Origin of the sequence: Flavobacterium cucumis, from assembly GCF_900148835.1 — a bacterium.
In the GTDB taxonomy this organism is placed as follows: domain Bacteria; phylum Bacteroidota; class Bacteroidia; order Flavobacteriales; family Flavobacteriaceae; genus Flavobacterium; species Flavobacterium cucumis.
Genome location: NZ_FRYK01000001.1, coordinates 276,380 through 301,287 on the forward strand (window position 1 = coordinate 276,380; position 24,908 = coordinate 301,287).

Sequence of the window (24,908 nt, forward strand, 5' to 3'; positions counted from 1 at the left end):
TTAATTAAACTGAAAAAAATTATAGTTCCCTGTAACTTTTTTAATACCCCTTACGTATAACAAACAGAACTTTTAAAAAGTAAGGAGAAAAATTCAATGAGACAACTTAAAATTACCAAGCAGGTTACCAATCGTGAAACTGCTTCCTTAGACAAATACCTACAAGAAATTGGAAAAGTTGACCTTATTACTGCTGATGAAGAAGTAGAATTAGCGCAAAGAATTAAAGCCGGAGATCAACGCGCTTTAGAAAAATTAACAAAAGCTAATTTACGTTTCGTAGTTTCAGTAGCAAAACAATATCAAAATCAAGGACTTACACTTCCTGATTTAATTAACGAAGGAAATTTAGGATTGATTAAAGCCGCACAACGTTTCGATGAAACGCGTGGTTTCAAATTTATTTCCTATGCCGTTTGGTGGATTCGTCAATCGATTCTTCAAGCACTAGCAGAACAATCTCGTATTGTGCGTCTACCGTTGAATAAAATTGGTTCTATCAATAAAATCAACAAAATGTATGCTTTGTTAGAACAATCTAACGAGCGCCCACCTTCTGCTGAAGAAATTGCAAAAGAATTAGACATGACGGTGAATGACGTAAAAGAGTCCATGAAAAACTCAGGTCGTCATTTATCAATGGACGCACCTCTTGTTGAAGGTGAAGATTCAAACTTATACGACGTTTTACGTTCAGGTGAATCTCCAAATCCAGATAGAGAATTAATTCACGAATCATTACAAACTGAAATCGAAAGAGCATTAGAAACATTAACTCCAAGAGAAGCTGATGTTGTTCGTTTGTATTTTGGTTTAGGCGACCAACACCCAATGACTTTAGAAGAAATTGGAGAAACTTTCGATTTAACACGTGAGCGTGTTCGTCAGATTAAAGAAAAAGCGATTAGAAGATTAAAACATACTTCTAGAAGTAAAATATTAAAAACATATTTAGGATAACACTTCGACAAGCTCAGTGTGACACTATAAAGATAACAACAGTCTAAGACTGTTCGTTTTTTGATTGATGATTGAAACTCCGGCTGATTACCGGAGTTTTGTTTTTTTAAACTTGAAAATTCAAAATTCTTTATTCGTTGTTCGTTGTTGAATGCTTAAAATTTTGAATATTCAACTTGGAATTTTGAATATTGAAATGTTTTAAAATATTGTACATTTGCACTCAACAACACACACTTTACAAGCTTATGAAAAACACACTTATTGCTCCATCAGTACTTGCTGCTGATTTTGCTAACTTACAACGCGACATCGAAATGATTAATGCTAGTGAAGCCGATTGGTTTCACATTGATATTATGGATGGCGTTTTTGTACCTAATATTTCTTTTGGAATGCCTGTTTTAGATGCAATCAACAAACATGCTAAAAAAACCATCGATGTTCACTTAATGATTGTTGATCCTGATAGATACATTGCAACTTTTAAAAAATTAGGAGCTGATGTTTTAACGGTTCATTATGAAGCATGTACTCATTTACACAGAACTCTTCAAGCTATAAAAGCAGAAGGCATGAAAGCTGGAGTCGCTTTGAATCCGCACACAAGTGTAGACTTATTAGAAGATGTGATTCAAGACATTGATTTGGTTTGCATCATGAGCGTAAACCCTGGTTTTGGAGGACAATCATTTATCGAAAACACCTATTCAAAAGTAGAAAAGCTAAAAGCTTTAATCAACAGAAAAAAAGCTGCTACCTTAATTGAAATTGACGGCGGTGTAACCAATAAAAACGCAAAACAATTAGCTGATGCTGGCGCAGATGTATTAGTTGCTGGCAGCTATGTTTTTGGAGCTCAAGACCCAATAGCAACTATAGCAGATTTAAAAGCGATCACAAAATAATACAAAATTTAAACCTTACAGGTTTTTGAAACCTGTAAGGTTTATTAATATTGCTCAATCAAATATTTAATTAAATCGGTTGTCGTAATAATTCCAACCAACAATTCCCCTTCACAAACTGGAAGTGCATGAAACTCTTTTTGGGATAAAATTTCAGCAGCTTCTTTAATTGTAGTTTCAGGAGAAATAGAAACTAATTTTTTCGCCATCACTTGCTCTACTGTAAACATATTATAAACAGTGGTGTCCACTATTTCTTCGTCGTCATCTATGGCATCAGCGAAAGAAATTCGAAGCAGATCAGTATAGCTTAACATCCCTACAATTTTGTTACTATAAACAACAGGAATGTGCCGTATATGATGCTTTTTAAATAGCATTTCTGCTTTTGTTAAATCATCTGAAAGATTTAACTTTACTACATTTTTTGTCATTATTGTTGACACAGGAACCTTTTGTTTCATAAGTGTAAATTTTATTTTTTAGTTGTCACTTATGTTATCGTCTTTTAAATCATTAGTGTTTAGGCATACAAACTAGCTTTTAGTGACGATTTCATAACCTTGTATATTTATTGACATAAAGTTAGTCAATATTTTAAAATCAAAACATGATTTATGTCAGCTATTTATTCCTTACTCACTAATAAAATAGTTCTCGTTGAAATTAATCATTTGTTTGACTTTCAAAAAGATAGATGGAAATTTAAATTTAAATTCCTCCGGCGATTCGAAAAAATATTCCAATAAAACTGCCACAAATTCAAATTGATTTTCATACGCATAATCGCGTAAAAACCCTGAATCGATTAATCGCTGTCTTACTTCTGGTCTTGAAACAACACGGAATAAATTTTGAAGTGATTCGTTAAATAAAACAAAAGTTGCTTTATCGCTTTTAAGGGCATAAATATGAAAAGCATGTGTGAATTCGTGTAATCCTAAATTCAAATTATCGTTAGTAATATCAATTCCTTCTTTGAAATGTTTCCAGGAAAAAACAATACACTCCATTCTTGGATTAAACTCACCTTTGTGATAATTATCATTTTGTGAAGAATAATAAATATCGGGATAAATAACGATTCGTTTAAAAAGCGGATTCAAATATTCACGCATCCCAAAAGTTAATATCACATAGGTTGCAGAAATAGTAACTTTCATTTCTTCAGTAACTTCAATATCTCGTCCCTCAAAATTATAATGCAAGATTAGTTTAGCCACTCGATGCTCAAAATAACGCTTATACTTTGGTTTTAATCGATTGTAAAAATGAAAATTTGAGGTTAAAATATGTTTACGGGAATCGTTTAACTTTAAAAAATTAATATTAGCAAATACGACTAATGGCTTTTTGTAATTTCGCAAATACACAATCTCCGTAATATAAAATGCAAAAGCAAAAAATAGTGTTGCAAAAGGCGCTACAACTATAAACATCCCGATGTAATCGGCTAAAAATAATTCGTGTTCAATAGGCGATGTTTGCATAAGATTGGGACTGTTGTACAAATAACGTAAAATTATATTTTGTAAAATAAAAAAGTTGTTTAAAATAGTATAGAACGTCAACTTTAAGTACAATTAGATTTTGTGTTTATACTTATAGATTCTGAAACGAGTTCAGATGACAAAAACTATTTTAAACAACAATTGTGACTTCGAAGGGAGTCGAACCCCCAACCGCTGGAGCCGAAATCCAGTGCTCTATCCAATTGAGCTACGAAGCCTTTTTTTGAGTAATAAGTGATGAGTGAATAGTGATAAGCAAATTTGTACTTTTCAATGACACTATTCACTTATCACTATTTTATTAAGCCAATAATTTCTTTACAATTCCTGAAATTACTTTTCCTTCTGCTTGTCCTCCTATTTGAGATGTGGCTAAACCCATAACTTTACCCATAGAAGCAATTCCATTTGCTCCTGTTTCTCCAATGATTTTAGAAATTATCGCCTCCACCTCTTCTTCTGACAATTGCGCTGGTAAGAATTTTTCAATTACAGCAATTTGTGCTAACTCTGGTTCTGCTAAATCAGGACGATTCTGCTTTGTGAAGATTTCAGCACTGTCTTTTCGCATTTTAACCAAACGCTGTAACATTTTAATCTCTTGATCTTCTGTCAATACATCTGTAGCCCCAGCTTCTGTTTTTGCTAAAATAATTGCTGATTTAATAGCTCTTAACGCCTCTAAAGCCACACTATCTTTTGCTTTCATGGCTTCTTTCATTTGATCCATGATTTTTGTTTCTAAACTCATATCTTTTATATTTATTTCAATAGTTAGCATGTTAACATCCTGATAAAGAGCCTGCCTAAAAAAATTACCTATTTAAAAGAGGAACATTATTTTATCTAATTTTCAAACTTACTTCTTTTCTATAAAGCAGAAGGCAGTGGAAATCAACAAGGAAAACTCTCTGCAAAAGTACTAAAAAAAAACTCGAAAATTATGCTTCGAGTTTTTAGGAATTATGTAAGATTTATACCTAATCAACATTATCATGAAGAAATGAATTATTAGAACGCAATTGCATGTCATCATTACTATCTGTTCCTAATGAAATTCTAGACTGATTATTTGAAGTACTTGGTGTAGAAGTCACATCGATACCCATTCTTTTGTAAGCTGGCTGTTTCTCAATTTCGTCTACATAAGCATTGCTATTATTGAATTTATAATTAAAGTCTTTCATTTTTCTTTTACGCTCTTCCGCTCTAAACTTCAAAGTATCTTCAATTGACATCTCTAAGGGAGAAATGTTGTCAAGTTGTATTTCATTTTCCTGTTTTTTAGTATTGGTCTTCATGGTAAAGTTTAGCTCCTCATCAATTGGTTCCTGAACCTCTTCAACAGGTTTTGAATTCATCAATTCACTTTCTTTTTCAAGATAATCTTCTAAGGAATACTTCACAATACCGTTTTGATTTATCTCAGTCACAGGTACCACATTAATAGGGTCCTTTACTTCCATTGCTTTCGTTTCTGGAGATAAATCAAAAACAATTGTATGATCTTCTTTATCTTCAATGTTGCTATCAAACAAATTCAAAGAGAAATTAAAATTATCTTTAGCAACAACAAATTCAGGCTCTTTAACTTCGATTTCTCTGATTTGTGGTGTTATGATTTCGAATGAAGGCGCAACATTTGGCGTAATGACTTCGAATGTTACATCAATATTTTTAATCAATTCAGAAGTTGGCACTAAATCCATTGCCGGAACAACAGGTGAATGAATTTCAAACTTAGGCTCCTCAACTTCTTCTTCTAAAGTGAAAACAATTTTATGTTCAGCTGTTTCATCACTAGTAGGATTGATAATATCATCTTTTGGCGTCTCAACTTTTGGCGTCTCAAAAATCGGGTTATTTACAGTAATATTGGACGTCGCTTTGTTCATAAGTTCATGAACAATTTTTTGTTCATCTTCTAATGAATGAATAATTTTCTTTGGTTCTGTATTTACGATTTCCGCTTGTTGTTCTACATTGAAACCTGTAGCAATTACCGTTACCGAAATAGCTTCTCCTAAAGCTTCTTCTTCACCAACACCCATAATGATATTAGCATTAAAACCTGCTTCAGACTGAATAAAATCGTTGATCTCACCAATTTCATCGATGGTAATTTCATTTGCTTCATCAGTTCCAGAAACAATTAACAACAATACATTTTTAGCTCCTGTTATTTTATTATCATTTAATAAAGGAGAATCTAAAGCACTTGAAATAGCTTGTTTAGCCCTATCAGAACCAGCAGCAGTTGCCGAACCCATAATCGCTGTACCACTGTTAGACAAAACTGTTTTAGCGTCTTTTAAGTCGATATTCTGCGTGTAATGATGTGTAATAACTTCAGCAATTCCTCTTGATGCAGTTGCTAAAACTTCATCCGCTTTTGAGAAACCTGCTTTGAAACCTAAGTTTCCATATACTTCACGTAATTTATTATTATTGATAACAACTAAAGAATCTACTTGCTTTCGTAAACGTTCTACACCTGCTAACGCTTGTTCGGAGCGAACTTTTCCTTCAAATTGGAAGGGAATGGTAACAATACCCACGGTTAAAATGTCGCGCTCTTTAGCTAATTGCGCTATTACAGGAGCTGCACCAGTTCCTGTTCCACCACCCATTCCTGCTGTGATAAAAATCATTTTGGTATTGCTATCTAACATTTTTTCAATTTCGGCGATACTTTCAATAGCGGCTTGTTGGCCAACTTCAGGATTAGCACCAGCACCTAAACCTTCTGTTAAGCTCACTCCTAACTGAATCTTATTAGGCACAGGACTATTTTGTAATGCCTGAGAATCAGTATTACAAACTACAAAATCAACACCTTTAATACCTTGTTTAAACATATGGTTAATGGCATTGCTACCTCCACCACCTACGCCAATCACTTTGATTACGTTAGATTGGTTTTTTGGCAAATCGAATGAAATGTTTCCAAATTCTGACATAGTATCTCCTTTTATTCTGCGTTATCTAAAAATTCTTTAATCTTATCAATATATTTATCAAAAAATGAACGTTTGATTTTATCATCAGTTGTTTCATGTTTGATCGATGAGGTAGCTTTTGAATCTATTTTTTCTTGTTCAATAATAGGTTCTTCATCTACCACTTGTGAACGAGCCATTACAGGTTCTTCCATTTTCATTTCTACTAATGGAGTAGCGCTTCTTGTATTATTTCGAATACTATTCATTACTAAACCAACTGCTGTAGCATATAATGGGCTTGACAATTCTTCCTCTGAATCTCCAGCTAAATGTTCGTTTGGATATCCAATTCTAGTATCCATACCTGTTATATATTCTACCAATTGCTTGATGTGTTTTAATTCAGCACCTCCTCCAGTTAAAACTATCCCTGCAATTAATTTATTCTTTGGATCCTCATGTCCGTATAATTTGATTTCGGCATACACTTGTTCTACAATTTCCACAACTCTTGCGTGAATAATTTTTGATAAGTTTTTAAGCGAAATTTCTTTTGGCTCTCTACCTCTTAATCCAGGAATTGAAACAATTTCATTGTCCTTATTTTCTCCTGGCCAAGCTGAACCAAAACGCGTTTTTAAAAGTTCCGCTTGTTTTTCAATGATAGAACACCCTTCTTTAATATCTTCCGTAATCACATTTCCTCCAAAAGGAATAACAGCTGTGTGACGAATAATTCCATCTTTAAAAATGGCCAAATCAGTTGTCCCACCACCTATATCAATCAAGGCAACTCCTGCCTCTTTCTCTTCTTGACTTAAAACCGCATCAGCCGAAGCTAATGGCTCTAATGTTAATCCCGACAATTCTAATCCTGCACTTTTAATGCATCTTCCTAAATTTCGAATGGAAGCCGCTTGTCCCACCACTACATGAAAACTAGATTCTAATCTTCCTCCATACATTCCTATGGGTTCTTTTATCTCAGCTTGACCGTCAATTTTAAATTCTTGCGGCAAAACATGAATAATCTCTTCACCTGGCAACATAGCAAGTTTGTGAACTTGTCCAATCAACCTATCGATATCGTCATCTCCTATAACTTCTTCTGCATTTGGACGACTGATATAATCACTATGTTGAATACTTCGAATATGTTGACCTGCAATACCAACCACCACATCGTTTATTTTGTAACCTGAATTGTTTTCCGCCTCTGCAACAGCTTGCTGAATGGACTGAATAGTTTGTGTAATATTGTTTACAACACCTCTATGAACACCTAAACTTTTTGATTTTCCTACACCCAGAATTTCAAGTTTCCCATATTCATTCTTCTTCCCTATCATCGCTACAATCTTCGTTGTACCGATATCTAATCCTACTGCAATGTTGTCTTTGTTCATAACTTCTCCTATTTCTTACAAACCACTTGTTGTGTAAACATTAAGTTTACTTCTTTATAATTTTTAATCAATGTATCTTTAATAGCGTGATGATAAAAAGCTTTATAATTTTGAAACTTTTTATCCACATTCATTGGTTGCCCAAACACTATTTTATAATCATAACTTCTATTAGTTAATACCACATTTCCAGAAGCCATAATCTCAACAGCCGTTATGTTTTTGCTTAAAAAATCATCATTTTTGATTTCATTAAACAATTTCAAATAAGGCTTACAATTTTCTTCACTTATAACGCCGACAACCAGCGGAACACGTGCCGAAAAATTATCCGACAACGACATCCTATCACCTTTTGAATCAAGATAATAACTATCATTGCCAGTAATAACTCTTACGATTGGGGTCTTTTGAGTAATACGCGTATTCAGAAATCCGTCTACCGTTGAAAAAACTTGCGCTTTTTCAATCATCTCGTGATCATCGAGAACAGTTTCTAAAGTATTCAAATCTAATTTATCTTTTTGAATTGTTGAAGTATTACCCATTTTTTGTATCAACAAGTTATTAACCATTTCATGTGTTAAAAACATATTCTCATTTGATTCAAACTTAACAGCTATCTTACTGATTTTACGCTGACTATTTCTCTTAGACGAAAAAGAGTACAAGAAAATCATCACAAAAATGACTAACACCAATCGAATAGTATGCCAATTAATTCTTCTCATGAAGCGCTTTTTTAAGATCTTTTACTAACTCTCCAATGTCTCCAGCACCTATAGTTACATACACATCCGCGTCCGAATTTTCAAAAGTCGTAAACAACTCGTCTTTGCTCACTAATTTCTTATTTGGATTGTCAATTTTACTCAACAACCAAGTCGAATTTACACCTTCCATCGGCAACTCGCGAGCCGGATAAATATCCAATAATAAAACCTCGTCGAATTGACTTAAACTTTCTGCAAAACCATCGACAAAATCTTTCGTTCTACTGAATAAATGCGGTTGAAAAGCCGCAATGATTTTTTTACCCGGATACAATTCACGAACCGCTTGATGCACTGCATTAATTTCCGTTGGATGATGTGCGTAATCATCAATATAAACCAATTTTTCTTCTCTAATTTGAAACGAAAAACGTCTTCTTACTCCTTTAAAACTTGCTAAAGCTGAAATGATTTTCTCATTGGAAACTCCATATGATTTCGCCATTGCAAAAGCTAATAAGGCGTTTGTCAAATTATGATGTCCTGGTAAACCAAATTTTACATTTTGAACAACTTCGGTTGGCGTTTTTACATCGAACACATAAAAGCCGTTATTAATTCGGATGTTTTGAGCTGAAAAATCAGCATCGTTATTAACTCCTATGGTATTCCCTTCTAACGGCAACCCTTTGATTACGTATAAATTTTCGCTTGGTGTTTTGGCTGCGAATTCTCTGAATGATTCTTCAATACTCGCTGCATCACCATAAATATCCAAATGGTCGGCATCCATTGATGTTACACAAGAAACGTTAGGATGTAAATGCAAAAATGAACGATCAAATTCATCCGCCTCTACAACGGTAACTGTTTTTCCTGAACCAATTAAATTGGAATTGTAATTCTCCACAATTCCACCTAAAAAAGCAGTAACATCTACACCACTTTCATATAAAACGTGACCTAAAATACTTGAAGTTGTTGTCTTCCCATGCGTTCCAGCAACTGCAAAACAAAAAGTGTCTTTTGTTATGATTCCTAAAACTTCAGCACGCTTTTTTATGGTAAATCCTCTTTCGATGAAATAATTCCATTCGGAATGCGAAACTGGAACGGCTGGTGTTACAATTACTAATGTATTTTCTACATAGAAATCTGTTGGAATTAAATTGATATTATCTTCAAAATGAATTTCTAAACCAATAGCTTGTAATTCATCCGTTAACTGCGTTGGCGTTTTGTCGTAACCCACTACTTTTTTTCCAATGTATTGAAAATAACGCGCCAAAGCACTCATTCCGATGCCTCCGATGCCGATGAAATAAACGTTATGTATTTGATTTAGCTTCATATTTTTTTGTTTCAGGTTTCAAGTTCCAAGTTTTAGAAATTGAAAACATTTAAACTAATTTCATTATTTCGTCTGCGATTTGCTTTGTTGCATTTGGCAGTGCTAATTTTTTTATGTTTTGACTTAATTCAACTTGTTTACTTTCGTTTGAAATTAAATCAGAAAAAACCGTTTCAAATTGCGTTTCTAATTCAGATTCTTTGATTAAGATAGCTCCGTTTTTATCTGAAATTGCTTTAGCGTTTTTGGTTTGATGATCTTCGGCAACATTTGGTGATGGAATGAAAATCGTTGGTTTACCCACAATACACAATTCCGAAACAGATGATGCTCCTGAACGGGAAATTACAACATCCGCAGCAGCATAAACTAAATCCATTCTATCAATAAAAGCTACTACTTGAACGTTTTCTTTCTCATTATATTTTGAATAATCGTTCAAATATAATTTCCCGCATTGCCAGATGATTTGAATATTCTGACCCAATAAAAAATCCAACTCTTTTTCAATCAATTGGTTAATTCTTCTAGCACCTAAACTTCCGCCTAAAACTAAAAGTGTTTTTTTATTTGAATCTAATTTAAAATAAGCGACAGCTTCACTTTTGCTTGCTTCGTTAATCAAATCTTGACGCACTGGATTTCCAGTTAAAATCATTTTATCTTTTGGAAAAAATCGTTCCAAATTTTCGTAAGCTACACAAATTTTATTCGCTTTTTTAGCCAATAATTTATTCGTGATTCCTGGATACGAATTTTGCTCTTGAATTACTGTTGGAATACCCAACATTGAAGCCACTTTCAAAACGGCTCCACTAGCAAAACCTCCCGTTCCGATAACTACATCTGGTTTAAAACTTTTGATAATTCGTAATGAATTCCACATGCTTGAAAGCAGTTTGAATGGAAACATCGCATTATCTAAAGTTAATTTTCGTTGAATTCCTGAAATCCATAATCCTTTGATAGCGTAACCTGCTTGAGGTACTTTTTGCATTTCCATTTTATCTTTGGCCCCTACAAAAAGAAACTCCGCTTCTGGAAAACGAGATTTTAATTCGTTTGCAATCGCAACGGCTGGATAAATATGTCCGCCTGTTCCGCCTCCGCTTATTATGAATCTTGGTTTTTTCATTACTGTTTATTTAAAACTGCATTCATCGGATTTTGTCCGTTTACCATCACATCTCCGTTTTCATCTTCGATTAAAGATTCTCTAATCGAACTTTTAATATCGTTTATTTTTTGCTGATTTTCATCGGCTTCTTTCTCTTCATTTAAGGCTACTTGCGCATCGATAATTTGCTGTAAAGCTTCATCACGCTTGCGTTTTTCTTCTAAATCTAGAGCAACTTCTTCTTCTTTCTTGGTAACACTCAAAATAATTCCGACAGCGATACACGTCATCCAAATGGCAGTTCCTCCGCTACTGATCAAAGGTAATGGCTGTCCTGTTACTGGTAACAATTCTACAGCAACACCCATATTCACAAAAGCTTGGAATATGATTGGAAATCCCAGTCCAATAATTAACAATTTACCAAACAAACTTGAAGCTTTTTGAGCATTGATAACAAATCGAATGAACAATAACAAATACAATCCTATTATGATCAAGGCACCAACTAATCCATATTCTTCAACAATAATTGCGAAAATAAAATCAGAAGAAGATTGCGGCAAAAAGTTTTTTTGAACACTCTTACCGGCACCTAATCCAATTACGCCACCAGAAGCAATGGCAATTTTCGCTTTTTCAATTTGGTAATCGTCTTCATCGGGTGTGTCATTTGCGAAACGTTCAATACGATTTTCCCAAGTACTAACTCTACTAAAAGTCTTATTTTCTGGAAATGCTTTAGCTAGTAATAAGAACAAAAGCATGGCGCAAACTCCCATAACCAAAACATATCCCAAATATTTTAAAGGATAGTGACCTATGAAAATCAACATGCATATCATCGCAAAAATCAAAGCCGTTGTTGAAAAATTGGCTGGTAAAATCAGCACCAAAACTGCTCCTACTGGCAACCACAACTCTAAAAAAGATTCCTTAAAAGAATATACTTTATCACTAACTTTTGCCAAATAACGCGCAACATAAACCATGATAACTATAAAAGCTAAAGTTGACGTTTGAAAACTCCAACCAACAAAGGGAATTTGAATCCAACGACTAGCATTAGCACCACCAATCTCCGTTCCTTTGAACAAAGTATAAATCAATAACAAAACAACCAATGGAATACCAAATATGGATAATGCTTTAAAGTAATGGTAGGGCATTTTATGTATCCAAAAAATAATTCCAAAACCTAAACCCACATGAATGGCATGCTTTATTAAATGTCCAATTGTAGTTCCGTTTCCAATAACATATACTAAGTTAGTACTAGCACTGTAAACTGGTAAAAAAGACACCAAAGCCAATAGAAAAACTATAGCCCAAATGGTTTTATCTCCTCTTATTTTACCAATTATTTTAAACATTTTTTAATTTTTTAGAATACATTAGAGCATGAAGCCAATTCTCTTAATTGTATTTAATTTTTATCTTTTTATCGCTAACAATAGCTTTTTTTACAAATTATGAATTGCTTGTTTAAATTGTTTACCTCTATCTTCGTAGTTTTCGAATAAATCGAAACTTGCACATGCTGGTGATAACAAAACACTATCTCCCTTTTCTGCTAAACGTTGTGCTAATTGAACCGCTTCCGACATAGATGTAGTTTCTACCATTACATCCACAACATTATTAAAGGCATTAATGATTTTAGAATTATCAACACCCAAACACACTATTGCTTTTACTTTTTCACGAACTAACGGCATTAATTCATCATAATCATTTCCCTTGTCAACACCGCCCACAATCCAAACTGTTGGTGTACTCATACTATCCAAAGCATAAAAAACCGAATTCACATTCGTAGCTTTTGAATCGTTAATATATTGTACCCCTTGAATTTTCAATACTTTTTCTAATCGGTGCTCTACGCCTTGGAAATTTGTCAAACTTTCTCTGATGGTTTGTTTTCTAATATTCAACAATTGCGCAACAGCAGTTGCTGCCATTGCATTCTTTATGTTGTGTTTCCCTTCTAGTGCTAGCTCGTTGATTGGCATGGTAAATAATTCGTTTTTAATGATACTATTAATATTGTTATCTTGTATATATCCTCCGTCATTTCCAGGTTTTCCTGTTAACGAAAAAGGGACTTTATTAGCTTTAATCTTGTTGTTTTTTAACCAATTTTGAATCGCTTCGTCTTCATTGTCATAGATCAAATAATCGGCCTCTGTTTGGTTTTTTGTTATTCTGAATTTAGAATGAATGTATAAATTGTAATCGTAATTATACCTGTCCAAATGATCTGGACTGATGTTAGTCAAAATCGCGATATGTGGCTTGTAATTAAAGATTCCGTCTAACTGAAAACTACTCAATTCCAACACATAAATATCATGCTTGTTTTCGGCTACTTGCCAAGCGAAACTTTTTCCAATATTTCCAGCCAATCCTACATTCAAACCGCTTTGTTTTAACAAATGATACGTCAACAATGTTGTGGTTGTTTTTCCGTTACTTCCTGTAATTCCAACCGTTGTCGCATCCGTAAACTGAATGGCGAATTCTATTTCAGAAATTACGGGAATACCTTTTTCTATTAGCTTCTTTACAATCGATACTTTTTCAGGAATTCCCGGACTTTTCATTACAACATCGGCATTCAGTATTAATTCTTCTGTGTGCTTTTCATCTTCCCAAGCGATTCCATTAATGGTAAGAACTTCTTTATAATTTTCCTTTATTTTTCCAAAATCCGACACAAAAACATCGTATCCTTTTTTCTTTCCTAAAATGGCGGTTCCTACGCCACTTTCGCCTCCGCCTAAAACTACCAATCGCATCTTATCTTAATTTTAAAGAAACGAGTGAGAAAATTGCTAACAGTATCCCTACAATCCAAAAGCGGGTTACAATTTTGCTTTCATGATACCCTTTTTTCTGATAATGATGGTGCAACGGTGACATTAAGAAAATTCTTCTTCCTTCTCCGTATTTCTTTTTGGTGTATTTAAAATAACTCACTTGAATCATAACCGATAAATTCTCTGCTAAGAAAATTCCACAAATCACAGGAATTAATAATTCTTTTCGAATTGAAATAGCAATTACAGCGATAATTCCTCCAATAGTTAAACTTCCTGTATCACCCATAAATACAGATGCTGGATAAGCGTTATACCAAAGAAACCCAACTAAAGCTCCTACAAATGCCGCAATATAAACTGTCATTTCACCTGAATTTGGAATGTACATGATGTTTAGATAATCCGAGAAGATGATGTTTCCAGAAACGAAAGTGAACAACCCGAGAGTTAGTACCGAAATTGCAGAAGTTCCTGCGGCTAAACCATCGATTCCATCGGTTAAATTTGCTCCGTTTGAAACGGCTGTGATGATTAAAATTACCATTGGAATAAAAATCAACCAAGCATAATCTTTATAATTATCACCCATAAATGATAAAACTTCTGCATAATCAAATTCGTTATTTTTGAAAAATGGTATCGTAGTTGCCGTTGATTTTTCTTCTAAATCCGCTGGCTTGATGTTGTTTTCAATTTTAACTCGAGATGTTAAAGTATCTTTACGAACCGTTACATCTGGACTTAAATACATAACTGTTCCAACAATTAAACCTAGACCTACTTGTCCAATTACTTTGAAAATTCCTTTTAAACCTTGTTTGTCTTTTTTAAAGATTTTAATATAATCATCAATAAAACCAATAGTTCCCATCCAAAGAGTTGTCATTATCAATAAAATAATGTAAATATTATTCAACTTTGCTAATAACAAAACCGGAATTAAAGTCGCCAAAATAATGATGATTCCACCCATCGTTGGCGTTCCTGCTTTTGCAGTTTGCCCTTCTAAACCTAATTCACGAACCGTTTCACCCACTTGTTGATTTCTCAAATAATTGATGATTTTTTTTCCATAAATCGTAGCAATTAACAACGACAAAATAAAAGCTAATGCTGAACGAAAAGTAATGTATTGAAATACCCCTGCTCCTGGAACATCAAAGGCTTTGTCTAAATATTGAAAGATGTAATATAACATAGTTTAAAAGTTTATGTGTTTAAAAGTTTACAAGTTGGTTCTTGAAAACTCCATGTTACTATTTATTCAATTGTTGTAATAACTCCGTTACTGTTTTTAAATCGTCAAAATCATGACGAACTCCATTAATTTCTTGATACGTTTCGTGACCTTTTCCCGCGATTAAAATAATATCGTTTGAATTGGCTAATTGACAAGCTGTTTTAATAGCTTGTTTTCTATCTAAAATGGCAACTGTTTTTTTGAAATTTTGAGGTTCTACTCCTTTTTCCATTTCTTCAATAATCATTTCTGGATTTTCGGTTCTTGGATTATCTGACGTAAAAATAGCCTTATCACTCATAGATGAAGCAATGTGAGCCATGATTGGTCGTTTTGTTTTATCTCGATCGCCACCACAACCCACAACCGTAATTAATTGCTCGTTTTTAGTACGAATATCTTCTATCGTTTTTAATACATTTTCCAATGCGTCTGGTGTGTGAGCGTAATCTACAATTGCTGTGATTTTCGAATTAGAAACAATAAATTGAAAACGTCCTGAAACACTTTCTAATTCAGAAAGTAAACGTAAAGCTTCCATTTTTTCGATACCTAATTCAACGGCAACTCCATAAATGGCTAATAAATTATACGCATTGAACGAACCAATTAATTTTACCCAAACTTCTTGGTCATTGATTTTTAACAACAATCCAGACAATTGGTTTTCTAGGATTTGGGCTTTGTAATCAGCATACGATTTTAAAGCATAGGTTAGTTTTCTTGCTTTCGTATTTTGAAGCATTACCAATCCGTTTTTGTCATCGATATTGGTAATGGCAAAAGCCTCTTTTGATAAATTATCGAAGAACGATTTTTTCACATCACGATATTCTGCAAATGAATTATGGTAGTCTAAATGATCGTGTGATAAATTCGTAAATACGCCACCTTCAAAACGTAACGCCTCGGTTCTTTTTTGATGAACACCATGCGAAGAAACTTCCATAAAACAAAATTCGCAACCTTGTTGTACCATCAAATCTAAATACTTATTGATTGTTAAAGAATCTGGCGTTGTGTGCGTAGCTTTGAATTCTTGTTCGTCAACCATAATTTTAACAGTTGATAACAATCCAACTTTATAACCTGCTTTTTTGAATAATTGATATAATAAAGAGGCAATCGTTGTTTTACCATTTGTTCCCGTAATTCCAACTAATCTGATTTTTTCAGAAGGATTTTCATAGTAATTAGCCGTTAAATATGCTAAAGCTTCGTTGGAATCCTTAACTCTAATATAAGTAACCCCATTAACTAGAATACTAGGAAACTCCTCACAAATTATCGCAATCGCACCTAAATTTAATGCTTTTTCAATATAATCATGACCATCAGAAAGTGTTCCCTTGATGGCTACGAAAACGTCATTCAATTCAATTTTTCTAGAATCGAATTCAATTTTTGAAACGACAACATCGGTAGCGCCATGAACTGCTTCAATGTGTACTTTATATAATATATCTTTTAATTGCTTCACGATAATTCAATTATGATAGTTTGATTTTTATTAAAAGCTTGTCCCGATGTAAGTGATTGTTTTTTCACTCTTCCTATACCTTTTACTTTCACTTTTAATCCTAAATTTTCTAATAAGGCAACAGCGTCCATTCCGTCCATTCCTTTTACATTTGGAACAATTTGTTCTTCTCTCTCTACTTTTTTATAATATTCTGAGTAGTTTTTTTCTTGAGAAACAACTTTTGCATCTATATTTTTTACGTGATTCATTGATGGTGAATCGGTAAAGATTTTTTGTGCAATTCTTTTGAAAACAGGTCCTGCAACATCAGCTCCGTAATATCCAGCGGCAACATTTGGCTTATGAACCACGATAATACAAGAATATTTTGGTTCATCCGCAGGGAAGTAACCTACAAAAGATGAAGCATAATAGAGTTTCGACTTATCTTTATAATTTACTTGAGCTGTTCCTGTTTTACCTGCCATAGAGAAATCCTTCGAGTATAACCTAGAACCCGTTCCTCTTTTTATGACATTTTCTAAAACCGCTTTTACTTTATCTAATGTTTCTTGCGAGCAAATTTTCGGGTTGATAACTTGGGTATCAAATTTTTTGATAGTTGTATTCCATTCCTTTATTTCACTTACAAAAATAGGCTTCACCATAACACCGTTATTTGCTACAGCATTATAAAATGTTAACGTTTGCAAGGGGGTAACTGACAATCCGTAACCAAAAGCCATCCAGGGCAACGAGACCCCAGACCATCTATCCGTTCCAGGTTGTGGAATGAATGGTTTTCCTTCACCTCTTATTGGTAATCCAAGTGGTTTGTTTAATCCGTAACTGTTAATTCTCTCAACAAATTGTTTCGGATTACTTTTATAACTATCATAAACCGATTTTACTAAAACCGTATTGGAAGAAAGTTCAAAACCTCTTGCCAAAGAAATCTTCCCATATCCACCGGCTTTTGAATCTCTAACTTTACGTCCATAATATTCAATTACACCATTATTAGAATCATAAACCGTACTTGTATCTGCTTTTTTATCATCTAAAACCGCAATCAAATCAATTAATTTAAAAGTCGAACCAGGCTCATGAGATTCAGTAATGGCATAATTTTGCGTTTCATAATACGACCCATCCTCAGCTCTTCCTAAATTTGAAATCGCCTTGATGTGACCCGTCTTGGTTTCCATAACCACCACACAACCGTGATCAGCACTATAATGTTCCAATTGTTTTAATAAGGCATGATGTGCAATATCCTGAATGTAAACATCTATTGTAGAAATTATATCATAACCATCTTGAGGCTCTTTTTCATTTACATCATTAATAGGTTTCCACTGATTTTTTGCAATTTTTTGCATCATTCTGTGGCCATTTTTCCCATTCAAATAATCACGAAAAGCGTACTCTAATCCTTTACCATCTTCGTTTGAACGCTCATATCCTATGGTTCTTTTAGCCACTAATCCTATAGGATGCTCTCTAACAATTTTTTGTTCTATGATCAATCCTCCTTTGTTTGCTCCTTTGTTGAATAATGGAAACGATTTGATTCGCATTTGTTCCGTATAACTCAATTTTCTAGCAATAAACAAATAGCGATTTCTATTGGAACGTGCTTTCTGAAACTTAGCTTGATAATAACCCGAAGATTTTCCTAACATCACAGCAAGCGAATCAGATAGCGCTTGAAGATTATCTTTGAAAAGTTCGGAAGAAGGGGCAACCGCATCAAAATAAACTGTATATTCAGGAATCGATGTCGCCAACAAACTCCCATCTGCAGAATACACATTCCCTTTGTTAGCAGGAATAGTAAAGTTTTTTACAGTTCTTTCTTTTGCTAATTTCCGGTAATACGAGCCTTCAACCCACTGAATATTATTGAGTTTTATCAAAATGAAGACAGCCATCATGAAAAACATGAAAGCTACAAAATACATGCGGTACGATATTTTTTTATCTTCTACTGCCATATTTTTAATTTATCCCAAAAACTCTTTTTATTTTCTCGACTCTCAACAACTATTTTTACAGGTGGCACTTCTGACGGAAAGATATTACGCTCTTCCATTTTTTTAGCCACTGTAGATTCCATTTTTAACTTCATCAATTCGGAACGACGGTCTACAAATTCGGAACGTAATTCTTTTACTTGATTCGTTAATTCGGTAATTCGGTAATTTTTCGCATCGTATTGATGATTGTTTGCAATAGCCATCATTCCTAAGATTACTAAAAAAACGATGAATTTCCAGTTCTTAAGAGCGTCATCACTTATAAGAAATTTTGCTTTTAATAAACCGTAGATGCCGTTTTTCATGTATTGCTATATTTTTTCTGCTACTCTTAGTTTTGCACTTCGTGCTCTATTGTTTGATGCTATTTCCTCTTCTGTAGGAACAATTAATTTTTCAATAATCTTGAAAGGAACTTTGAAATTTCCAAAAAAATCTCTTTCGGGCTCTCCTTCAAACATACCATTTCGCATGTAACGTTTTACCAATCTGTCTTCTAAAGAATGATAGGAAATAACACTCAGTCGTCCGCCAGGTTTTAAAATCTCAAGTGATTGTTCTAAAAACTCTTTCAAAACATCCATTTCCTGATTTACTTCGATGCGAATGGCTTGGTATATTTGAGCTAAAATTTTATTGCTTTTATGTCCAGGCAAAAATTTCGCCAACACTTTTTTCAATTCATCCGAATTTCGGATTTCTTTATCTTTTCGAGCGATCACAATTACGTTTGCCATAGCTCTGGCATTTTTTAATTCGCCATAATCAAATAAAACTCTCGCTATATCTTGTTCGTCATATTCATTAACCACATGAAACGCACTGACTTCTCCTTTTTGATTCATTCGCATATCTAACTCGGCATCAAAACGAGTTGAGAAACCTCTTTCTGCTACATCAAATTGGTGCGATGAAACCCCTAAATCAGCCAAAACTCCATCCACTTGCTTAATTCCATGAAAACGCAAAAAACGTTTTATAAATCTGAAATTCTCATTAATCAAAGTAAAACGTTCGTCGTCTATTGCATTTTTTAAAGCATCTAAATCTTGATCAAAAGCGAATAGTTTTCCATTTTTACCTAAACGACTTATAATTTCTCTCGAGTGTCCGCCGCCGCCAAATGTTACATCTACATACACTCCATCAGGACGAATACTCAATCCATCAACCGTTTCTTTTAACAATACTGGATTATGATATTCCATTTTCGTCGTCATTAAAATTACCCATTACTTCTTCTGCCAAATCTGCGAAATCATCCGTAGCGTTTTCAATCGCATTTTCGTATTTATCTTTATCCCAAATCTCAATAATATTAATGGCTGAATTCAACACAATATCTTTATCAATTTGACCAAAAACCACTAAATCTTTCGGAATTAAAAGTCGCCCTGTCGCATCAATTTCTATCATTTTAACTCCTGCTGTAAACCTTCTAATGAAATCATCGTTTTTTTTATTAAAACGATTTAGCTTATTGATTTTCAACATCATCTTATTCCATTCCTCCATTGGAAACAACTCCAAACAAGGCTGAAAAACCGAACGTTTCAAAACGAAACCCTCTTCTAAAGAACCCAATTGTTTCTTTAGCGAAGTCGGCAGTAGCAACCTTCCCTTGGCATCTACCTTACATTCGTATGTCCCGATTAACGTTTTCAACTTTCTTGTTTTAGATTAGAATATGGACAAATTTAGAAAAAAATTACCACTTTTTACCACAAACTACCACTTTGTTAATAAGTTTTTTGAATTCAAAACCGCGAATTCATAGTTTTAACAAAAGAATATTTGTAAAATAAAGATTTAAGAAGAATTGAAACTTTACAATCAATCCATAAAAACCCCATAGATTGAACTTAAATCATGACAAAATTGTTGATAACTAAGCTTTTACATCTTCTAAAAAACTAAAAAAAACCTTATTATTTTTTTCTTTACTTTCATCAATAAAATAGTATATTTGTGAATCATTATAACCAATACCTTACGTGGAATTTATGTTAAAAAAAGAAAAAAAATACACCTATTTTGAAGCTGGCGAAGGAACTCCAATAATCATACTTCATGGATTAATGGGAGGGCTTAGTAATTTTGATGGTGTAGCTAATTTTTTCCCTCCTAAAGGATATAAAGTCGTAATTCCCGAACTACCCATTTACACGCAAAATATTCTAAAAACAAATGTTAAGGCTTTTTCTAAATTTGTTAAAGATTTTATCGTTTTCAAAGGTTATGATCAAGTTATTTTATTAGGAAATTCTCTTGGAGGACACATTGGATTGTATTTTACTAAAATGTATCCAGAATTAGTGAAAGCACTTGTAATTACAGGAAGTTCAGGATTATACGAAAGTGGAATGGGAGAAAGTTACCCAAAACGTGGTGATTATGAATACATCAAAAAGAAAGCACAAGACGTTTTTTACAATCCTGAAATCGCAACAAAAGAAATAGTAGACGAAGTCTTTGCAACGGTTAATGATAGAATCAAATTGATTAAAACCTTAACGATTGCTAAGAGCGCTATTCGTCATAATATGGCGAAAGATTTACCAAAAATGACGACTCCAACTTGTATTATTTGGGGCAAAGATGACAAAGTAACACCTCCAAATGTAGCTGAAGAATTTGACAAATTATTACCCAATTCTGAGTTGTTTTGGATTGATAAATGTGGGCATGCAGCCATGATGGAACATCCTGATGAATTCAATCAAATTTTACTGGATTGGTTACAAAAAAAGGATTTATAATAATTCCCCAATAGGGGAATTTTATTTTATAGTCTATGAAATCACCACTAACAAACTGTTTACGTAAGTAAACACCAATTATTAAAAAGGTGATAACACATGTTACCGCTAAAAAATAAAATTTAAACTTATGAAAATTAACACCGCCGAATTCGTAATTAGTAATTCAGAAGTAGATAAGTGTCCCAAAGACCGTTTACCTGAATACGCATTTATTGGTCGTTCCAATGTGGGTAAATCCTCATTGATTAACATGTTGACGAACCATAAAAATTTGGCAAAAACCTCATCAAAACCAGGAAAAACCCAGTTAATCAATCACTTTAAAATCAATAATAATTGGTTTTTAGTGGATTTGCCAGGTTATGGTTATGCCAGGGTTTCTAAGAAAACCAAAGCCGTTTTCCAACAATTTATTATGGATTATTTTGAGCAAAGAGAGCAATTAGTTTGCGCCTTTGTTTTAATTGACATTCGATTAGAAGCTCAAAAAATTGATTTGGAATTCATGGAATATTTAGGGGAAAGTGAAATTCCATTTGCGATTATTTTTACCAAATCAGATAAACTTGGTAAAAATAAAGTCAACAATCATGTAGAAGCTTATAAAAAGCAACTACTAGCTGGCGATTGGGCAGAAATGCCTCCCTATTTTGTAACCTCATCGCTAGAAGCCATTGGTAGAGAAGGAATATTAGAATATATCGACCAAATCAATGAAGATATTTTTAGAGATAATGGATTTATTTAAAAGTAAAAGTCGCTATTATCTAGCGACTTTTACTTTTATACTTTCAAATCCATCTTTTCAGCAAAGTAATCACAGAAATCGCGCATAGTATCCGACATTTTCTCGTCAGCTGTAGCGCGTTGAAATGTATCTGCCATTGCTACCAATGTTTGATGAAAAAATTGCTTCATTTCATCTACTGGCATATCTTTCGTCCACAAATCAATACGAAGTGTTTCTTTCGCTTTGCTATCCCAAACAGACAACAACAAAGCTTTAGCTTCTTCTTGTTCAACTCCCCCATCTTGTGCCGTCCACAACAATTTTTCAGGAACATTATTTTCGTCTAATCCTACTGTAATTTTTATATCGGATGTCTTCATTTAAATTAAGGTTTCTTAGGTTTATATTTCGAATTTTCAAAAATTGTCTTGGTATCTAAAGCCATCAATTTTTCTAAAGTTATTTCTTCATTGTTTTCCATATAACTTCTCACAATTTGCCAACCTAACCATTGCCCAACCCTACCAGGCGTTTGATTGTCAATTTCTAAATAAAATTTTGAAAAAGGTGCTGGTTTAATAAATCTTGACTCGTTCTTAGGATTGGCATCATATAATAACTTATTTTCAATTAAATTACTCCACATGTAATACTCATTATCTTTACAAAACTGTATTTGTAAATCCGTATAGCCTATCTTATCAGCGTCGGAATAAAATGGAATTAATTTATCTTTCACATACAACTCTTTTCCATAATAAATCATAGCAGAGAGTAATGTTCTATCAGTTGGTGCAGCAATTTTTCCGTAACAAAAGGTAGAAACCAAGTCTGGTAAAATTTGATTTTGCTCTAATGTACTTTTCTTATATTCAGGAAAATCAGCATAATAACGATGTTCTTTTCCCAAATAACAATCTAATGAAATCAACGCTAAAGTATCTACATAAAATGATTTCGCCTCCGTATCTACTTCATTTATTAACGTAATTACTCTTGGTGTTTTGTATTTTGGAAAATAGTATTGAACATAAGCAAACATCTTTTCCATGTCAGCCTCAATTGGACCTAGTGTAGGATACTTAATTTGAACTTCTTTATATAACTCTTTCAACAATGGATTTCTTAGTTTGTTTGTCCAAACAGAATCTGGATTTCCTGCTGGAAAAAAGAAGGGATATTGCGCTTTTATTTTAGATAAATCCTCAGGTTTAGATTGATAAAAAACCTGATCAAACCGCTCCACTTTAAATTCAACTGGAATGTTTGCTACGGCTTCTTCTACTTTACTCTCCTCTTTACATGAAAATAAAACAAGAACAGGAAGAACAAATAATAATTTCTTCATATAGTGTATTTTTTATACTTTTATGGAACTAAAATTAGTTTACAAATATACAGTTATCGACTTATAAATTTTCATAAAAAAATGACAAATTCCAACACGTTCCAAACTGAAAAAATTAATCAATATATCGTAAAATGGTTACTAGATTATGCTACTAACGCTAAAGTAAACGGCTTTGTTGTTGGAATTTCAGGAGGGATTGACAGCGCATTAACCTCTACTCTATGCGCACAAACCGGATTGCCTACATTATGCATTGAAATGCCTATACATCAAGCAGAAAGTCATGTAAATAGAGCAAACGAACATATTGATCAATTAAAGAAGCGATTCCCAAATGTTTTTGATGAAAAAGCCGACTTAACACCTGTTTTTGAAATGTTTAAAAATCAAGTTCCGTCAAGTAATAATGAAGCTATTTTGAATTTATCATTAGCAAACACAAGGGCTCGTCTCCGCATGACAACCCTTTATTACTTTGCAGGTTTGCACGGGTTTATAGTTGCCGGTACAGGAAATAAAGTCGAAGATTTTGGCGTTGGATTTTTTACAAAATATGGAGATGGAGGAGTCGATATCAGTCCAATTGCGGATCTATTAAAAAGTGAAGTTCGGCTACTTGCCGATTATTTAAAAGTCCCTGAAAGCATTTTAAAAGCAAAACCCACAGATGGATTGTTCGGAGACGACAGAAGCGATGAAGATCAAATTGGAGCCAATTATGATGAACTAGAATGGGCTATGCAACAAATGGAAAAAGGAAAAACCAAAGAAGATTTTCTTGATAGAGAAGCTCAAGTATTTTCAATTTACAAAAGACTAAATTCAATTAATCAACACAAAATGAATCCTATCCCAATTTGTACAATCCCTTCTACACTAAAATAAATATCCATTTAATTAACAAGTAATTACATTTTTTTTCGTAACTTTGAGAGTGGAAGTTTAATTTAATCTTTTTTAATTATGATTAAAATATGTATCGCAGATAGTATTCCTGTTGTAATCCAAGGATTACAATCGTATTTTCAAGGTAGTTCCAAAATGGAAGTTGTGGCATCAGCTAAAAGTTTAGAATCCCTTCTTAGCATTCTAAACAGCAAACGTTGTGACATCGCTATTGTTGATGTCGAATTAGACGGCTTGTCAAGTATCAGAGATATTAAAAGTATCCTGAAAGACTTTCCTGAAACTAAAATCGTTTTATTTACAAACGTTTCGGAACAAATGTATGCACCAACAGCTATAAAAGCAGGAGTAGCAGCTTATGTTTCGAAAAAAAGTAGTTTAAAAGAACTTGAATCCGCACTTACTAAGGTTTCGGATGGAAAAATAGTTTTTAGTGATAATGTTAAAAAAACTATTGATATCTTAAGCAAAGGTAAAAAATCAGAGCGCTTATTTAAAAAATTATCCACAAGAGAAATTGAAGTACTCCGTTATCTAAATGACGGTAAAAAAAATAAAGAAATAGCTCAAATTCTTGGTTTAGATGAAAAAACAATCAGCACATACAAATTGCGATTATTAGCCAAACTAAATGTAACCAACTTGGTGGATTTGTTGAAAAAAGCAAAAGATTTAGATGTAATTTAAA

Annotated in this window: 24 protein-coding genes and 1 tRNA gene; 6 read left to right on the forward strand and 19 right to left on the reverse strand. The window is 33.3% G+C overall.

Annotated elements, in window-relative coordinates:
* Positions 1-96 precede the first annotated feature (96 nt).
* Together BUE95_RS01295 and rpe are read left to right on the forward strand one after the other, a co-directional pair.
* Positions 97-960: a sigma-70 family RNA polymerase sigma factor gene (locus tag BUE95_RS01295; protein ID WP_008256407.1), complete on the forward strand. Its 864-nt coding sequence runs from the start codon at positions 97-99 to the stop codon at positions 958-960.
* Positions 961-1,208: 248 nt separating this feature from the next.
* Positions 1,209-1,868: a ribulose-phosphate 3-epimerase gene (rpe, locus tag BUE95_RS01300; RefSeq protein ID WP_073580658.1), complete on the forward strand. Its 660-nt coding sequence runs from the start codon at positions 1,209-1,211 to the stop codon at positions 1,866-1,868.
* A 44-nt stretch (positions 1,869-1,912) separates the two neighbouring features.
* Here the strand turns inward: rpe and BUE95_RS01305 are convergent, their stop codons facing one another.
* From BUE95_RS01305 to mraZ, 17 genes are all read right to left on the reverse strand, one after another.
* A complete protein-coding gene (locus BUE95_RS01305; protein WP_073580660.1) occupies positions 1,913-2,332 on the reverse strand; it encodes a CBS domain-containing protein in 420 nt (139 codons plus the stop codon).
* 171 nt (positions 2,333-2,503) lie between these two features.
* Positions 2,504-3,358 carry a zinc-dependent peptidase gene (locus tag BUE95_RS01310; RefSeq protein ID WP_073580662.1) on the reverse strand — a complete coding sequence of 285 codons (855 nt, stop codon included), beginning with the start codon at positions 3,356-3,358 and terminating at the stop codon, positions 2,504-2,506.
* Positions 3,359-3,523: 165 nt separating this feature from the next.
* Positions 3,524-3,597: transfer RNA gene (locus BUE95_RS01315), tRNA-Arg, on the reverse strand.
* A gap of 83 nt (positions 3,598-3,680) precedes the next feature.
* The gene (locus BUE95_RS01320; protein WP_073582354.1) at positions 3,681-4,130 is read right to left on the reverse strand and encodes a GatB/YqeY domain-containing protein; all 450 of its coding nucleotides are present in this window, start codon (positions 4,128-4,130) and stop codon (positions 3,681-3,683) included.
* Between the two features lie 229 nt (positions 4,131-4,359).
* On the reverse strand, positions 4,360-6,339 hold the full coding sequence (gene ftsZ / locus BUE95_RS01325; RefSeq protein ID WP_073580664.1) for a cell division protein FtsZ: 1,980 nt from the start codon (positions 6,337-6,339) through the stop codon (positions 4,360-4,362).
* Positions 6,340-6,350: 11 nt separating this feature from the next.
* Entirely contained in the window at positions 6,351-7,727 is a 1,377-nt protein-coding gene (gene ftsA / locus BUE95_RS01330) for a cell division protein FtsA (RefSeq protein WP_073580666.1), read from the reverse strand.
* A gap of 8 nt (positions 7,728-7,735) precedes the next feature.
* The gene (locus BUE95_RS01335) at positions 7,736-8,458 is read right to left on the reverse strand and encodes a cell division protein FtsQ/DivIB (protein ID WP_073580668.1); all 723 of its coding nucleotides are present in this window, start codon (positions 8,456-8,458) and stop codon (positions 7,736-7,738) included.
* Positions 8,445-9,791: a UDP-N-acetylmuramate--L-alanine ligase gene (gene murC / locus BUE95_RS01340; protein WP_073580670.1), complete on the reverse strand. Its 1,347-nt coding sequence runs from the start codon at positions 9,789-9,791 to the stop codon at positions 8,445-8,447. Before murC ends, BUE95_RS01335 begins: the two co-directional genes overlap by 14 nt.
* A 49-nt stretch (positions 9,792-9,840) precedes the next feature.
* Entirely contained in the window at positions 9,841-10,926 is a 1,086-nt protein-coding gene (gene murG, locus BUE95_RS01345) for an undecaprenyldiphospho-muramoylpentapeptide beta-N-acetylglucosaminyltransferase (protein WP_073580672.1), read from the reverse strand.
* On the reverse strand, positions 10,926-12,281 hold the full coding sequence (locus BUE95_RS01350; RefSeq protein ID WP_073580674.1) for an FtsW/RodA/SpoVE family cell cycle protein: 1,356 nt from the start codon (positions 12,279-12,281) through the stop codon (positions 10,926-10,928). The genes murG and BUE95_RS01350 overlap by 1 nt, the downstream gene beginning before the upstream one ends.
* Positions 12,282-12,371: 90 nt before the next feature.
* Positions 12,372-13,706 (reverse strand): UDP-N-acetylmuramoyl-L-alanine--D-glutamate ligase, encoded by a 1,335-nt coding sequence (murD, locus tag BUE95_RS01355; protein WP_073580676.1) that lies wholly within the window; start codon positions 13,704-13,706, stop codon positions 12,372-12,374.
* A gap of 1 nt (position 13,707) precedes the next feature.
* Positions 13,708-14,928: a phospho-N-acetylmuramoyl-pentapeptide-transferase gene (gene mraY / locus BUE95_RS01360; RefSeq protein ID WP_073580678.1), complete on the reverse strand. Its 1,221-nt coding sequence runs from the start codon at positions 14,926-14,928 to the stop codon at positions 13,708-13,710.
* 58 nt (positions 14,929-14,986) lie between these two features.
* The gene (locus BUE95_RS01365) at positions 14,987-16,450 is read right to left on the reverse strand and encodes a UDP-N-acetylmuramoyl-L-alanyl-D-glutamate--2,6-diaminopimelate ligase (protein WP_073580680.1); all 1,464 of its coding nucleotides are present in this window, start codon (positions 16,448-16,450) and stop codon (positions 14,987-14,989) included.
* Positions 16,447-18,429: a penicillin-binding protein gene (locus BUE95_RS01370; RefSeq protein ID WP_073580682.1), complete on the reverse strand. Its 1,983-nt coding sequence runs from the start codon at positions 18,427-18,429 to the stop codon at positions 16,447-16,449. The genes BUE95_RS01365 and BUE95_RS01370 overlap by 4 nt, the downstream gene beginning before the upstream one ends.
* The gene (locus BUE95_RS01375) at positions 18,420-18,776 is read right to left on the reverse strand and encodes an FtsL-like putative cell division protein (RefSeq protein ID WP_073580684.1); all 357 of its coding nucleotides are present in this window, start codon (positions 18,774-18,776) and stop codon (positions 18,420-18,422) included. The genes BUE95_RS01370 and BUE95_RS01375 overlap by 10 nt, the downstream gene beginning before the upstream one ends.
* 6 nt (positions 18,777-18,782) lie before the next feature.
* On the reverse strand, positions 18,783-19,691 hold the full coding sequence (gene rsmH, locus BUE95_RS01380) for a 16S rRNA (cytosine(1402)-N(4))-methyltransferase RsmH (protein ID WP_200778595.1): 909 nt from the start codon (positions 19,689-19,691) through the stop codon (positions 18,783-18,785).
* Complete coding sequence (mraZ, locus tag BUE95_RS01385) at positions 19,666-20,136, reverse strand: division/cell wall cluster transcriptional repressor MraZ (RefSeq protein ID WP_073580688.1); 471 nt, start codon at positions 20,134-20,136, stop codon at positions 19,666-19,668. Before mraZ ends, rsmH begins: the two co-directional genes overlap by 26 nt.
* Before the next feature lie 338 nt (positions 20,137-20,474).
* Here mraZ and BUE95_RS01390 point away from each other — a divergent pair, with 338 nt between their 5' ends.
* Together BUE95_RS01390 and yihA are read left to right on the forward strand one after the other, a co-directional pair.
* Positions 20,475-21,230, forward strand: coding sequence for an alpha/beta fold hydrolase (locus tag BUE95_RS01390; RefSeq protein ID WP_143165212.1), 756 nt, complete (start codon positions 20,475-20,477; stop codon positions 21,228-21,230).
* 130 nt (positions 21,231-21,360) lie between these two features.
* On the forward strand, positions 21,361-21,981 hold the full coding sequence (yihA, locus tag BUE95_RS01395; protein ID WP_073580692.1) for a ribosome biogenesis GTP-binding protein YihA/YsxC: 621 nt from the start codon (positions 21,361-21,363) through the stop codon (positions 21,979-21,981).
* A gap of 35 nt (positions 21,982-22,016) precedes the next feature.
* On the opposite strand, the gene gldC is transcribed toward yihA, so the two are convergent.
* Both gldC and gldB read right to left on the reverse strand, forming a co-directional pair.
* The gene (gene gldC / locus BUE95_RS01400) at positions 22,017-22,343 is read right to left on the reverse strand and encodes a gliding motility protein GldC (RefSeq protein ID WP_073580694.1); all 327 of its coding nucleotides are present in this window, start codon (positions 22,341-22,343) and stop codon (positions 22,017-22,019) included.
* Between the two features lie 5 nt (positions 22,344-22,348).
* On the reverse strand, positions 22,349-23,311 hold the full coding sequence (gene gldB, locus BUE95_RS01405; RefSeq protein ID WP_073580696.1) for a gliding motility lipoprotein GldB: 963 nt from the start codon (positions 23,309-23,311) through the stop codon (positions 22,349-22,351).
* A gap of 81 nt (positions 23,312-23,392) precedes the next feature.
* On the opposite strand from gldB, the gene nadE reads away from it, so the two are divergent.
* Positions 23,393-24,199, forward strand: coding sequence for an NAD(+) synthase (nadE, locus tag BUE95_RS01410; protein WP_073580698.1), 807 nt, complete (start codon positions 23,393-23,395; stop codon positions 24,197-24,199).
* Between the two features lie 78 nt (positions 24,200-24,277).
* Positions 24,278-24,907: a response regulator transcription factor gene (locus BUE95_RS01415; RefSeq protein WP_073580700.1), complete on the forward strand. Its 630-nt coding sequence runs from the start codon at positions 24,278-24,280 to the stop codon at positions 24,905-24,907.
* Position 24,908: the final 1 nt, after the last annotated feature.